We start from the raw sequence: 13,640 nt of genomic DNA on the forward strand, positions 1-13,640 counted from the left end.
TATAGTCCGCTGCATTTTGCAGCGGCGTAAGATGGAAATGTCGCATGATTTCCCCGTTTCGGCCCGATCTGGCGTGTCTATTGCGATGCTTGTTAACCTAGCCCGGAAAACAGGCGGCTAAGGCTGCACTAGGGGAACACACGGAGGGGGATGGCAGGGCCTGCTTGAACAGTAACCGTTAAAGCTGTCGTCACGGTCGTTTCACCAAATGAGTATCCAGCCATGCATGATGCACGCGTTCTTGTCGTCGATGATTCCGCCGCGATGCGTGCGCTGTTTTCCGATATTCTCGATCAGTCCAAAGGTGTTACCGTGGTTGGCACCGCACGCGATGCCGCCGATGCCCGCAACCAGATTGCCCAGCTGCGGCCCAATGTGCTGACGCTGGACGTTGAAATGCCGGGCATGAGCGGCATCGAATTCCTGGCCGAGATCATGGAGGAGCGTCCAATGCCGGTGGTCATGCTTTCCAGCTTGACGCAAAGCGGAGCCGAAACCTCGCTCAAGGCCTTTGAACTTGGGGCTGTGGAATGTTTCCCAAAGCCACTGAAGGCAACGCCGGAACAATTCGCCAAGACCGTGGGCAAGCTCGGCAAGATCGTGCTGGCTGCCGCCAATTCCAATATCCGCGACGGCCGTCGCAAGGTTGTGCCAAAGGAAACCGTCGCTACCTTTGCGTGGAATGGCCATGTCGTCGCGTTGAGCGCGTCGATGGGCGGAATTGATGCGCTGACCGAGCTGTTTTCAGCCTACCCGCCCAATTGTCCGCCCACCGTCGTGGCTTTGCAGGCAGAACCTGCGCTAGTGGAATCCTTCATCGCCAAGCTTGATCGCGAACTGGAATGCAAAGTCGTTGCGGCCAAGGATGGGGCAACGCTGGTGCAGGGCACCATTCACATCGCCTACGACCCCGACCGGCATGTCTGTTTTGAAGCGGGTGATCCGCACCGGCTGCGGCTTGTCGAGCGTGATCCTGTAGAAGGCGCACGCCCCTCGGCCACCTTGCTGTTCGGAACTCTGGCGCGTGCTGCAGTGCCCGCAGTGGGGGCTGTGCTGTCGGGTACAGGCAACGATGGAGCACGTGGACTGAAGCTGATGCGTGATGCCGGTTGCGAAACGCTGGTGCAGGATCCATCCACCGCCACTGTGGGTGAGGCCCCGGCGGCGGCACTGGCAGCAGGCGCGGCCGTAAGCGGACTGCCGCTGGAGGCGCTGACTGATACCCTACTGGCCAAGTGCAATCAGGGCTGAAACCCGGTCGCAGCAATCCTAAAGTGTTAGCATCATTGCGGGGCGACAACCCCGGCCGCCTGGTTCGTAGGGCTGAAAAGCATTTGTCGCGCACCATGGTGTTGTGCGTCCGAAGTCCAGCTCAGGCTTGGTTGATCCCATACCAGCGGAACCATTCACCATAAGGATGGCAACGCGCCGCAATGATCTTTTTGCCGCTTTCCGGCGATCCGTTCCATTGCGTTACGCACAACTCTACTGCGCTGCGATCTTCGTTCCATTCCATGCCAATCCGCGCAAGGGGCCGTGCGGGGGTGGCTGCAGCTCCGGCCAGCACAACCGCAGCATCAACCGCAGCGCGCTCCTGCTTGCTCATGTACTGCACCACCATAGAATGGATCACGACCCGGCGCGTGCCCTCGTGCTGTGGCAAAGCCAGTTGGCGGGCAAGCCAATGGCTGGCCAGGCCAGCCTCAACCTGCGGGGGACGAACCCGGGCGATGGCAATGGCTGCGCACAACCGCTCGGTCCGCTCCTGCTCGCCGGGCCAGATATAGGCGTGCAGCCGCTCACAATCGGCATCGTTGCGGATGTCGGGCGGGCTAAGGTCTACCCCGGCGGCACTTTTGATGACCAGCGCGGTTTCCGGCGGTGAGCGCCCCTCCCAGCGTGGCGTAAGCTGCACAGGGCTGCCTGTCGGGCCGCTAACCGTAGTGCCAAGATGGCAGGCATAGTGCGCGAAATTGAGGTTCAGCCCGGCACTGCTGCCAAATTCAAGTACCTCGCAGGGCAGTGAGTGTGGCGAAGCAAGTTCGAGCATTGCGCCGACAAAGCCCGCCACGCGCGCTACCTCATTGGTTTGCGTTGGTCCGGCCATCCAATGCATCAGATCCTGCGTATGATTGGCAAGGGCTTCGCCCACAGCCGCATCGAGCCTTGCCGGGGCGGCAATCAATCCTGCCTGCCCATCGGTATAGATTGCTTGCAAGGTTGTATTCCTGCCGGATCGGGCCAAGGCGTGCAGTCCCGCATTGAGCCGGAAGATCACGCCAGCACCAGCAAGATCGCCGGGCCAGCTTTCGATGAGCGCGCGCATCTGTGGTGCTTGCGGTAGTACGCGGGCGACACTTTCCAGCACCGCTGCCACCATGTTCTTGCCAAAGTTGCGCGCTTTTTCGGCTTCGACCTGCAGTTGCGCTTCGGCCCGGCTCTCATTCCACGAAGGCTCGATTGCAGGAACGCCCGCAGGCACGAAAGCGGTGGAAGAGGTCAAGTGACAGGTCTTTCATGGAAAGGGGCATTCGCCTCAGCAAATAGGCAGACATGACCAAATCCGTGCCAACACCCAGCTAGGGGAAAATGCGTATGCTTCTTGAAAAGCGAGTTGTGTGAAGATGTTAGCCAACCGTCGTAGAAATACATAACCGCGCCAGCGCCGCCGATTAAGACGAGCAAACTAGGGCTAACCCTCGAATTTCACGAGCGACGCACAGCCGTCATACGAGGTAGTCCATGCATAAAGTATCAGTTCTTGTTGCCGCTCTTCTTGCCACAACGATGTACCAACCCGTCTGGGCTGCCGAGGATGGCGCTTCGTCAGAAGCAAGCCAGCCTGCAGGAGGCGCGGACACCGAAGCGCCCGCATCAGCGCGCAAAGCGTTCAGCACAGGCGTAGCCAAGGGGCGTGACCTGCTCGATACTGCAATTTCGGCAAGCGTGATCGACGAGGCTGATCTTTCCAAGCTTTCGGTCAACTCGATTGCTGGCATCATGCAGAACATCCCTGGCATTCGCGCCGAAACATCGGATATCGACGGTTTTTCCGCTATCACCGTGCGCGGCCTCCCGCTTTCGGCGGACGGATCAAAGTTCCTGCAGCTGCAGGAAGACGGGTTGCCAGTGCTGGAATTTGGCGATCTGCACTTTGCTTCAGCTGACCAGTTCCTGCGTGCCGACCTTACGCTGTCGCAGGTTCAGGCCATCCGTGGAGGATCAGCCTCGACATTTGCATCGAATTCGCCTGGCGGCGTGGTCAACCTGATTTCGCGCACGGGTGAGACGGCAGGGGGCGTGATGCAGGTTTCCAGCGGCGTCGGCCATGATCTGAAGCGCATGGACTTTGCCTATGGCAGCCCGCTGGGCGATGGCTGGCGCTTCCACGTCGGTGGCTTCTTCCGCCAGGGCGAAGGCCCGCGCGACCTCGGCTATGATGGTTTTCGCGGCGGTCAGATCAAAGCCAATGTGACCAAGCAGTTCGCCAATGGCTACATCCGCTTTTACGGTAAGTATCTGGATGATCGACAGCCCAACTATGCGCTGTTTCCGGTCGTTGTATCGGGCACCAACGAAGCACCGAAGATTGCCGACTTGCCGGGCAACAGTGTGCGCGGTGATGCCTATGAATCCCGCTTCAGCGCTCGCTACCTCGGCGTGGATCAGAACAACAACCCGACCACTTTCGATGCTTCCAACGGCTTGCGCGGCATCAGCAAGGCCATTGGCCTTGAGGCACAGTTCGATGTTGCCGGCTGGACGGTCAGCAATCGCTTCCGCTTTGCCAGCAACAGTGGCGAATACAACGAAAGCATTGCGATGGTCACCGCGCCTGGCCCGGTTCTGGCCGCGATCATCGGCGCACCGGGCAGCGCGCTGAGCTATGTCGGAGGCCCATCGGCAGGGCAGGCCATAACCGATGGTCGTCTGCTGGCCTATTCGATCCGCATCAACGCCCAGCTCAACGATATCAGCAACCTGACCAATGATCTGCGTGCCAGCCGCGTGTGGAACGTGGGTGAAGGGCGCCTCACGACGACAGCGGGTCTCTACAAGTCCAGCCAGTCGGTAGACATGTACTGGAATTTCCAGAATTCATTCAATGATCTGGCAGGTGGAGGGCGCAATGCCCCGGTCAACCTGACAAGCCCGGCAGGTGTGCCGCTGACCGACAACGGCGTTTATGCCTACGGCTTCGGATTTGCCATTCCGGTGTCGACGTATCACACCCGTTATGATCTGAACTACAACATCATCGCACCCTATGGATCGGTCAACTACCAGATCGGCAAGCTGGCGATTGGCGCCAGTGTGCGCTGGGATCGCGGAAGTGTTACGGGCAATGTGCTCGATGCCGATTTCGGTGGTGGTCGGGTTGGCGAGACTGCGCTTGATATCAACCGTAACGGCACGATTTCGGTGGCAGAAACCAAGGTGGCGATCCTGCCCTTGGGCCGGCCTGCCATTGTCGATTACGACTATGATTACCTGTCCTACTCGGCAGGTGTGAACTACCGCATTGCCGAACCGATCTCGGTCTTTGCCCGCTACAGCCGCGGCGGCCGCGCCAATGCCGAGCGCATCCTTGGCCCTACAGGCTTGAACCCTAATTCGGGCAGCCTTCTTGATCCTTCGATTGCCTTCAATGTGGTCAAGCAGGCAGAAGCGGGCGTGAAGTTCCGCAAGGACGATGTCACATTTTATGTCACCGGCTTCTGGGCTTCGACCGGAGAGCGCAACTACCAGATCGGTGCCGATGCCGACGGGCGTGTTGTGGTGATCCAGGTGGATCGCACCTACAGCGCCAAGGGTATCGAGCTCGAAGGCGATATTCGCAAGGGGCCGTTTTCGCTCACGCTGGGCGGAACGTGGACAAAGGCCACCATCGACAACGATCGGTCCAACCCTGCGCTGAACGGCAATCGGCCACGCCACTTGCCATCGTTCGCGTTCCAGGCCCGGCCGCAGGTGGAATTTGGCAAAGTCACATTCGGCACCGTGGTAAACGGTACGACCGGCAGCTTTGCTCAGGATAGCAATATCCTGCGCCAGCCCGGTTATGTTCTGGTCAGCCCCTACCTGCAGCTCCGCCCGGCCGAGCGCGTCCAGATCGGCATCAATGCCTTCAACGTGTTCAACAAGCTCGCCGTCGTGCAACTCGCCTCGGCGGTGATCCCGGCCGGTGGTCTGGTCAATGCTCAGGTCATGAACGGCCGGACTGTCACCGCCGCGCTGCGCTATTCATTTTGATCCCATTGCGGCCCGTCCCTCCCGGTGGCGGGCCGCAGCCCTTCAATTCGCAGCCCTTCAATTCAAGGATACCCCGCACCGTGCTCGCCAAATCTGCTCTTGAGCGCATGAACATTCCGCGCCGGCTCGGCGTTGCCTTCATGGCGCTAAACGTCACCGCGGCTGTGATGATGATCATATTCGGCATCAGCCTTGCGATGATTTCCAGCGTCACTGCGCGCAACACCGAAAGCCAGGCCGTGCTGGCCGATACGCTGACACTGGAAACTGCGCTGCTGCGGCAGAACAGCCAGATGCGCGGATACCTTGTCACAGGTGATGCAACGTATCTGAAGTCCTACTTCGAAGGGCGGGACGATTATGACAAGACCTCGGCCGCGCTGGAAAAGCGGCTGACCGATCCTGCATTGCAGGAACTGGTGCGCACCTCACGCGCAGAGACACTGAAATGGCGCGAAAACTGGGGCGATAAATACATCGAAGTCGTAAAGTCTGGCCAACGTGATGCCGCGCAGCAGGCGATCCGCGATGCTGGCAAGGCAGTGCTGGTCAGCGATGCAGTGCTCCCGCTGCGGACGGTGCGCGATGCGCAGCATAAGGCCATAACTGCCGAGACGGAGCGTCAGACAAGCGCGATGATCTTTGCCTGGGCTGGGCTCATTGTCGGCGGCGCACTCCTTATCGGCTTGACGCTGATGCTGGCTCGCAAGCTTTCAAAATCGATTGCCACCCCGATCGTGAACCTTACGCAGACGATGTCCATATTGGCCCGAGGCCAAAGCGATGTGGTGATCCCCGGCAGCGATCGCAGCGATGAACTGGGCGCCATGGCACAGGCCGTCATGGTCTTTCGGGATGCCGCAATCGAACGGGATCGTGCGGTCAAGGAGCGCGAGGAGGCCATGGCCAAGATCGGTGCCAATCTTGCCGCCGTTGCGCAGGCCAACCTTTCCGTGCGCCTTTCCAACGTGCCGCCCGCCTTCCAGACTGTCGCCGACGATTTCAACGAGGCGATGGAGCGGCTGTGCAATGCGATGGAACTGGTGCAGGACAGCATTCAGGCGATTAACCTGACCTCAAGCGAGATTCAGCAGGCAACCACCGACCTTGCCATGCGCAGCGAACAGCAGGCTGCCAGCCTGCAGTCCTCGTCCTCGTCGATGGACCACCTCACCACGCAGATCGAAGCTTATGCCAAGATTGCATCGGATGTCAGCGGTTCGATGATCGAGGCCCGTGGCGAGGCCGAGAACGGCGGCAAGATCGTCAGCAGGGCAATCGAGGCAATGGACAATGTCGAGCGCGCGAGCGCCGAAATCTCCGAAATCACGACGATGATCGATGGAATTGCTTTCCAGACCAACCTCCTCGCACTTAATGCAGGCGTGGAAGCTGCCCGTGCTGGTGAGGCAGGCAAGGGCTTTGCGGTCGTTGCGTCCGAAGTACGTGCTCTGGCGCAACGGGCTACCGATGCTGCCAACGCCATTAAGCAGCGGGTTGAGGCCGTGACCGGACACGTCCGTTCAGGCGTGTCGCTGGTGAACGAAACGGGCTCTGCGCTCGAGACGATCATTACCCGCGTCGGTACCGTGACCGCATCGATTTCAACAATTGCTGAAACGGCTGGCGAACAGAGCGTCGCTCTGCGAAAGATCAACCAGGCCATTGGCACCATGGACCAGATGACGCAGCAGAATGCTGCCATGGTCGAGGAAACCAATGCCGCGACCAAGAACTTGACGCAGGAGGCTGCGCAACTCGCCAACGCCTTTTCAAGCTTCAAGATTTCCAGTGAGCGGAGCGGGCAGGGCAACCTTGGTTCGGCGCCCGCCACGCAGCGCCCGATCCGGCAACCGGCACGCGTTGCACCATCCGTGCGGCAGGTTTCCAATTTTTCCAGCAAAGAGCGGGCACCGCTTCCCGCCGTCAGCGGCAATCTTGCCATCGATACCGACTGGTCAGAGTTCTGATTGCGCCTCCATTTCCGCCCGGCTTGCCCGGTCGGCAATCTGCCTGCTTGCCCTGTAAAGCTCTGCTGGCCGAAATCGCGTGTCGCTTTCGCGCATGCCGGTAGGTTCGATCCAGCCGGTGTCGAGCATGCGGCGGCGGAAGGCGGGCTTGTTGAAAGTGGTGCCGGTAATGGCCTCGTGCACTGTCTGCAGGTCACGCAGGGTGAACAGCTCTGGCAGCAACGCAAAGGCGATGGGCACGTAGTCCAGCTTACCCCTCAGCCGATCATGCGCTGTGGAAATGATGGTGGCATGGTCAAAGGCCAGTGGCCCGCTTGGTTCGATCACCGAGGTGAGGTTGAGATCTGAGCGGGATGTCGTGGCCCCTTCCAGCATCATGTGCGGCAGCAGGGCGAAGTAGGCAATGCTGACCGTGCGCATGCGCGGGTCGCGTTGCGGATCGCCGAAGGTGTAGAGCTGCTCCAGCCACGCGTTTCCACCAGCGGCAAGACCCGCTTTGTCTGCCAGCACTCGGCGCGCGGCGCTCTCCAGTGTCTCATCGATCCCGACAAAGCCCCCGGGCAGCGCAAGGATTCCGGCAAACGGCTCCTCGGCCCGCTGCTGAAGAAGGACTGATAAAGTGCCATCAGCAACGGTCATCAGCACCAAGTCAACGGTAACGGCAAAAGGCGGGTAGCTCATGTTGCCATACTTATATCTTGACTGAATATAAGTCTAGTGCGCATAAGGTCAAAGCGAGTCGGGGAGTCCGCCTCGCTTTGATCATCTGGGGGAGCCTCGGATATGAGCAAGTTTGATTTCGGCGTCTTCATCGGACGCTTCCAGCCTCTGCACGTTGGCCACGAACATGTCATCGCCCGCGCCCTCGATCAGGTCGAGCGGCTGATTGTTTTGGTAGGCTCGGCCAACGTCGCCCGCGATCCACGCAATCCCTTCAGTTATGCCGAGCGTGAGGCGATGCTGCGCTCCGCTTTCCGGCACGAGGTGGCGCAAGGCCGGTTGATCATCGCGCCGATTGACGATCACCTCTATTCCGACACCGCCTGGGTCACGCAAATCCAGCGCAAGGTGCGCGCACTGGTGCTTGAGCATGGCAACGGCCACGGCTTCCAGAACCATGGCCTGCGCGATTTCCGTGTGGCGCTGGCCGGTTATGGCAAGGATGCTTCGTCCTATTACCTCAAGCTATTTCCCGAATGGGAGAACCTGCAGGTTGAGAGCCAGTACGGCACCTTTTCGTCGAGTGATGTCCGCCAGCGCTATTTCCAGCGCATCCCCGAAGTGCCCGCCAGCATCCTCTCCGCGGGCGTAGCCGACTTTCTGCGCGAGTTCATGCTGGGTGCGCCGTTTAAGTCTCTGCTTGAAGAAGCCGAGTTCCTCGCCGCCTATCCCGCGCAGTGGGGCACGGGGCCTTTTGTCACCGCCGATGCTGTCGTCATCCAGTCGGGCCACATCCTGCTGGTGGAGCGGGGCCGCGCGCCTGGCAAAGGCCTGCTCGCGTTGCCCGGCGGTTTCGTCAATTCGGCCGAACGCATCCGTGATGCCGCCATCCGCGAACTGCGCGAGGAAACCGCGATCAGCGATGGCAAGGGCCAGATCCCGCCTGCAATGCTCGCCAGCTTCATCGAGGATGCACGCACGCGGGTGTTCGATGCACCGAGCCGCTCGCTGCGCGGGCGGATCATCACCCACGCTTTCCTCTTCCGCCTGCCTGAACGCCGCAAGCTGTTCAGCGTGAAAGGCGGCGACGATGCGGCCCATGCGCATTGGTACCGCTTTGGCGACCTGTCCCCGGAAATGCTGTTCGAGGACCACTGGGCCGTCATCGAGGAAATGGCCGATCTTTGAAGACTGACACGCCGCGCAGGGGAGCCCTGCATCCGGCAATCATGTGAGGAGTTCACATCATGACCAACCTGATTCTGGCAACCGACAGCTACAAGCACAGCCACTTCCTGCAATACCCGCCCGAGGCCCGCGCGATCAGCGCCTATATCGAGGCGCGGCCCAACGATTTTGCTGATGAAGTGCTGTTCATGGGCCTGCAGCCCTATCTCATCGACTATCTGGCACGACCGATCAATGCGGCTGACATTGATGAGGCCGAAGCAATCTGCACTGCGCACGGTGTCCCCTTCAACCGCGAGGGTTGGCAGATCATCCTGGACGAGTACGAAGGCTACTTGCCGATCGAAATCCGCGCCTTGCCCGAAGGCATGATCGTGCCCACCGGCGTGCCGCTGGTGCAGGTCGAGACCACCGATCCACGCCTGCCGTGGCTGGCGACCTTCATAGAGACCGCGCTGCTGCGCGCGATCTGGTATCCGACCACCGTCGCCACGCTCAGCCGCCAATGCCGCCTGATCATCCGCGCAGGGTTGGATAAGACCAGCGAGGACGTTGCAGGCCAACTGCCGTTCAAGCTGCACGACTTCGGCGCGCGCGGCACCACTAGCGGCGAGAGCGCAGGCCTTGGCGGCATGGCGCACCTTGTGAACTTCATGGGCACTGACACGATGGAAGGGCTGATGGCTGCCCGCCGCTATTACGGGGCGGATATGGCCGGGTTCTCGATCCCGGCGGCTGAACATAGCACGATGACCAGTTGGGGGAGGGAGCGCGAGGAAGCGGCCTATGCCAACATGCTCGATGCCTTCGATGGTGTGGGCAAGGCCGTGGCCGTTGTCTCGGACAGCTATGATCTGGATGCCGCGCTGACCCGCATCTGGGGCGGCAGCCTGCGCAACAAGGTGCTGACCCGCAAGGGCACGCTGGTCGTCCGGCCCGACAGTGGCGATCCGGTGGAAACCCCGGTGCGGACTATCAACACTCTGTGGGATGCCTTCGGCGGCACCGTCAACGCCAAGGGCTATCGCGTGCTCGATCCCCATGTCCGCGTGATTCAGGGCGATGGTATGACGCCCGCCACTATCGCGCAGTTGATAGACCGGCTGATCGAAGAAGGTTTCGCCATCGACAACATCGCCTTCGGCATGGGCGGCGGCCTGCTCCAGCAAGTCAATCGTGATACACTGCGTTTTGCAATGAAGGCCAACGCCATGCGCGATGCCAATGGCGTGTGGCACGATGTCGCCAAGGCTCCCGCGACCGATCCCGGCAAGGCGAGCAAGGCCGGAAGACAGGCGGTGCTGCTGCAGAAGGGAGGCTTGGTGGTGCGGCGGGTCGAGGATGTAGCCGATACCGACAACCTGCTGCGCCCGGTATGGCGAAAAGGGACACTGCTGGTGCGCCACAGCTTTGACGAGTTGCGAACAAGGGCGGCTTGACACGCGCAGGGAGCGTCGCGTCGGCGCGAAGGCACCGGCCGATACGCTGGATCGTCTCCAGCCGCGCCCTCGCGGACGCGAACAGGACCACAGTGCTCAACGACCGGATGTCGATCCCCTGCGAGATGCGGTGGCACATGATCAGACAGTCGATCTCACCTTTGGCGAACGCCACGAGATGCGCACGGTCGTCCTCCGCGTAGTAGGTCCGGTAGCTGTGCGTGTACCGATCCACGATCTCGAGGATGCGCTCGCCATACTCACGCGTCTCCACGAATACGGTGCAGCGGTCGACGATCGTCGGGGCCTGAGCAAGGCGGTCGGCGAACACGTCCGGCTTAAGCTCCGCCGTCTTGTAGACCCTCGTGCCCGTCCGTCAGATGCTGTCGACACAGCAAGCGGCCGACATTCTCAATGTCTCGCATCCGCACCTCATCTTGCTCCTGGAAAAGGAGGCAATTCCGCACATGCTCGTAGGGCGCCACCGCCGTATCCGCGCGGAAGACCTTTTCACATACAAGAAGTCTCGCGATGACCGGCGCCATCAAGCTTTGTCCGAGCTCGCCGGGCACGACGGGGTGCTGCTGTGGTTGTTTCGTTGCAGCCGCTTTAGAGGCGCCGTGCAACCATCGCACTGCTGTTGACGATTGAGGCCGCTGGCTTGCCCGACCCTCGGCAACCATCTTGTCGATATACTCCTTGGCGATATCCCCGAAGGTATTTGCCGCGTTGAAAGCGGCAAGCAGTTTTTCCCGTTGCCGCGTCGCCAACGGGTCGAGACAGTCCTCCCCCTTGCGCCGTTCATCGTCACGCTTGCGATGCGCTTCGGCCAGGCCCGTGTCGGGATAGCGCCCGAGCGCGATGCGCTTTTGCGTACCCACGTGGCGATACTTCTAACGCCATAGCTTCGAACCGTTGGGGTGGATCTCCAGCTAGAGGCCGCGATTGTCGGCGGCAGTGTAAATCTTGCTTGCCGGCTTAAGCAGCCGAATTTGCATATCCTTGAGCGGCACAGACGGATCTCCTCGAAACGCTGTCGGGCCAAGGCTATTTCAGTGTCCCTCGGAATGGGTGGTGCCACGAGATTTAAGTGGTGCCATCAATGGCCAGTTTCATGGCCCCATTTTCGTGAGACTGCCTGAAACTCCAGCGAACGGACCCGGACAGAACCAAGGACAAAATGGCAGATTTCTGCCGTTTTGTCGATGGATCAGGGGTCTCCGAGGAGAACAAATGGTGCCCAGAAGAGGACTCGAACCTCCACGCCCTTGCGAGCGCCAGCACCTGAAGCTGGTGCGTCTACCAATTCCGCCATCTGGGCACGGGGCGAAGGGCAGGTGCGCCGTTCGCCGGGTAGGAGGGCGCCACTAGGCCACGCACGGCGGGGTGTCAACGGGGCAAATCCGTGTGGGCCGTCTTTTTGCCAGCTAGCCCCGGTTGGAGCGTTTGGGCATTGAAAGCGCAGCCACGGCTGTGCCAAAGGCGGCACGGACAATGCCCGGGTTTCGGGCGGGCAGGCAGGAACTTGCACATGGCAAATGGCGAAACGACCGACCGTACGCGCGATCTGGATGGAATGCTGGTGGCCTTGGTGGGCGGCAGCGGTTTTTTTGGCACGCATCTGGCGCAGGAACTCCTGTCGCGAGGGGCACGGTTGCGCATTTGCAGCCGTCACCCAGAGCGGGCGTTCCGGGTCAAGACGCTGGGTGGCCTTGGGCAGGTGCAGATGGTGGGCACCGATGTGACCCGGCCTGAGACCGTGGCCAAGGCGCTGACCGGCGTTGATGCAGTGGTAAACCTTGTTGGCGCATTTGCCGGAAATCTCGATGCGCTGCAGGGCACCGGCGTAGGCCGCGTGGCGCAGGCCGCCAAGGACGCGGGCGCAACCGCGTTTGTCCACATTTCTGCGCTGGGGGCCGATGCTTCGTCCGATGTGCCCTATGCGCGCACGAAGGCCGAGGGAGAGGCTGCAGTGCTGGCCGTATTCCCGACCGCCACGATCATGCGCCCATCGATCCTGTTTGCCGAGGATGACAACTTCCTCAACATGTTCGGCGGGCTGGTAAAGCTGCCAGTGCTCCCCGTGTTCGGCCCCGATGCCAAGCTGCAACCGGTGTTCGTTGATGATGCGGCCGAGGCAGTGGGCAATGCGCTGGCGCATCCCAGAATACATGGCGGCAAGACGTTTGAACTGGCCGGACCCGAAGTGGTGACGATGGGCCAGCTCAACCGCATGATCGCCAAGGCGGCGGGGCGCTCGCCGGTGTGGCTCGATCTGCCCGATGCGGTTTCCGGTGCCTTTGCCGCGCTCACCGGCTGGCTGCCGGGCGCGCCGATGAGCACCAGCCAGTGGAAGCTACTGAAGGCGGGCAACTTTGCTACTGGCACATTGCCCGGCATCGATGCGCTGGGAGTCAGCCCGCGCCCGCTGGGCCTGTTCCTGGATCGCTGGATGACGCGCTATCGCAAGTTCGGGCGGTTCGGTGTAAAGGCAAAGTCAGCCTGAAGCACAACGCCGGGATGCGGTTGTCCCGGGGGCTTCTGTCAAAGGAAAGTCCCCCATGGCCCAAGTCCTGCGTTTAGCTTTCGTCGCCCTTGCCCTTGCAACAGCAGCCCCGGCCTTGGCGCAAACGCTGGTTAAGGCCGTGCCATCAGCGGGCATTCCGCAAGATATTCCCGGTGCGATGGAAAAACCGGATCCGGCGCTGCAATACCGTATCCTGTTTGATGTGTCCGAACCCAATCGCGATCCCGCAAAGCCGCATCAGACATTCGCCCGCGCCGCCAGTATGCTCAATGCCATGGCGGCAAACGGGGTAAGGCCCAAAGCCGGTGCCATCGCGATCGTGGTCCACGGCGCGCCAGACAATAACCTGCTGACCGATGCTGCGCATATGAAGCGCTTTGGCAAACCCAACCCCAGCCGCCAGCTTCTGGAGGAACTGGCTGCCGCCGGGGTTTCGGTGCGGATCTGCGGCCAGTCCTATCTTGCACGCGGCTATGCGCGCGATGATTTGCATCCGGCGGTGCAACTGGACCTGATGGCGATGATGACCATCGCCAACCTGATGGCGCAGGGTTACGGCGTGGTCCGCGACAACTGATCCTTTGCCGCGCCGCGCTGGTAAAA

Annotated in this window: 10 protein-coding genes, 1 tRNA gene and 1 pseudogene; 7 read left to right on the forward strand and 5 right to left on the reverse strand. The window is 61.0% G+C overall.

The genetic code is table 11. The features are described 5' to 3' along the window. Nucleotides 1–222: 222 nt before the first annotated feature. The gene (locus tag AC2A1F_RS00085) at nt 223–1,251 is read left to right on the forward strand and encodes a chemotaxis protein CheB (RefSeq protein ID WP_484206753.1); all 1,029 of its coding nucleotides are present in this window, start codon (nt 223–225) and stop codon (nt 1,249–1,251) included. Between the two features lie 121 nt (nt 1,252–1,372). Here AC2A1F_RS00085 and AC2A1F_RS00090 read toward each other — a convergent pair whose 3' ends face one another. Further along, nucleotides 1,373–2,503 (reverse strand): DUF2332 domain-containing protein, encoded by a 1,131-nt coding sequence (locus tag AC2A1F_RS00090; protein ID WP_484206754.1) that lies wholly within the window; start codon nt 2,501–2,503, stop codon nt 1,373–1,375. A 284-nt stretch (nt 2,504–2,787) separates the two neighbouring features. Here AC2A1F_RS00090 and AC2A1F_RS00095 point away from each other — a divergent pair, with 284 nt between their 5' ends. After that, nucleotides 2,788–5,253, forward strand: a complete 2,466-nt coding sequence (locus tag AC2A1F_RS00095) for a TonB-dependent receptor domain-containing protein (protein ID WP_484206755.1) — start codon at nt 2,788–2,790, stop codon at nt 5,251–5,253. A gap of 80 nt (nt 5,254–5,333) precedes the next feature. After that, on the forward strand, nt 5,334–7,223 hold the full coding sequence (locus tag AC2A1F_RS00100) for a methyl-accepting chemotaxis protein (protein WP_484206756.1): 1,890 nt from the start codon (nt 5,334–5,336) through the stop codon (nt 7,221–7,223). Here the strand turns inward: AC2A1F_RS00100 and AC2A1F_RS00105 are convergent. After that, complete coding sequence (locus AC2A1F_RS00105) at nt 7,212–7,904, reverse strand: NUDIX hydrolase (protein WP_484206757.1); 693 nt, start codon at nt 7,902–7,904, stop codon at nt 7,212–7,214. The genes AC2A1F_RS00100 and AC2A1F_RS00105 overlap by 12 nt on opposite strands. A gap of 102 nt (nt 7,905–8,006) precedes the next feature. Here AC2A1F_RS00105 and AC2A1F_RS00110 point away from each other — a divergent pair, with 102 nt between their 5' ends. Further along, on the forward strand, nt 8,007–9,071 hold the full coding sequence (locus tag AC2A1F_RS00110; RefSeq protein WP_484206758.1) for a bifunctional nicotinamide-nucleotide adenylyltransferase/Nudix hydroxylase: 1,065 nt from the start codon (nt 8,007–8,009) through the stop codon (nt 9,069–9,071). A 59-nt stretch (nt 9,072–9,130) separates the two neighbouring features. Next, nucleotides 9,131–10,510, forward strand: coding sequence for a nicotinate phosphoribosyltransferase (locus AC2A1F_RS00115; RefSeq protein ID WP_484206759.1), 1,380 nt, complete (start codon nt 9,131–9,133; stop codon nt 10,508–10,510). A gap of 34 nt (nt 10,511–10,544) precedes the next feature. On the opposite strand, the pseudogene AC2A1F_RS00120 reads toward AC2A1F_RS00115, so the two are convergent. The 3 genes and pseudogenes from AC2A1F_RS00120 to AC2A1F_RS00130 form a co-directional block, all read right to left on the reverse strand. Beyond that, nucleotides 10,545–10,841, reverse strand: a pseudogene (locus tag AC2A1F_RS00120) (helicase-related protein); the annotation flags it as partial. 7 nt (nt 10,842–10,848) lie between these two features. After that, the gene (locus tag AC2A1F_RS00125; RefSeq protein WP_484206760.1) at nt 10,849–11,391 is read right to left on the reverse strand and encodes a hypothetical protein; all 543 of its coding nucleotides are present in this window, start codon (nt 11,389–11,391) and stop codon (nt 10,849–10,851) included. Between the two features lie 353 nt (nt 11,392–11,744). Beyond that, nucleotides 11,745–11,831 (reverse strand) — tRNA-Leu (locus AC2A1F_RS00130). Nucleotides 11,832–12,041: 210 nt separating this feature from the next. On the opposite strand from AC2A1F_RS00130, the gene AC2A1F_RS00135 reads away from it, so the two are divergent. Then, a complete protein-coding gene (locus tag AC2A1F_RS00135; protein ID WP_484206761.1) occupies nt 12,042–13,016 on the forward strand; it encodes a complex I NDUFA9 subunit family protein in 975 nt (324 codons plus the stop codon). Between the two features lie 55 nt (nt 13,017–13,071). Continuing rightward, nucleotides 13,072–13,614, forward strand: a complete 543-nt coding sequence (locus AC2A1F_RS00140; protein ID WP_484206762.1) for a DsrE family protein — start codon at nt 13,072–13,074, stop codon at nt 13,612–13,614. The last annotated feature ends 26 nt before the right edge of the window (nt 13,615–13,640 follow it).

Source organism: Novosphingobium sp. HNCC26BN242, from assembly GCF_057180525.1.

Coding starts and splice junctions, on each gene's coding strand:
- AC2A1F_RS00085 (WP_484206753.1), top strand. CDS start 223: ATGCATGATGCACGCGTTCTTGTCGTCGATGATTCCGCCGCGATGCGT.
- AC2A1F_RS00095 (WP_484206755.1), top strand. CDS start 2,788: ATGTACCAACCCGTCTGGGCTGCCGAGGATGGCGCTTCGTCAGAAGCA.
- AC2A1F_RS00105 (WP_484206757.1), bottom strand. CDS start 7,904: ATGAGCTACCCGCCTTTTGCCGTTACCGTTGACTTGGTGCTGATGACC.
- AC2A1F_RS00110 (WP_484206758.1), top strand. CDS start 8,007: ATGAGCAAGTTTGATTTCGGCGTCTTCATCGGACGCTTCCAGCCTCTG.
- AC2A1F_RS00115 (WP_484206759.1), top strand. CDS start 9,131: ATGACCAACCTGATTCTGGCAACCGACAGCTACAAGCACAGCCACTTC.
- AC2A1F_RS00135 (WP_484206761.1), top strand. CDS start 12,042: ATGGCAAATGGCGAAACGACCGACCGTACGCGCGATCTGGATGGAATG.
- AC2A1F_RS00140 (WP_484206762.1), top strand. CDS start 13,072: ATGGCCCAAGTCCTGCGTTTAGCTTTCGTCGCCCTTGCCCTTGCAACA.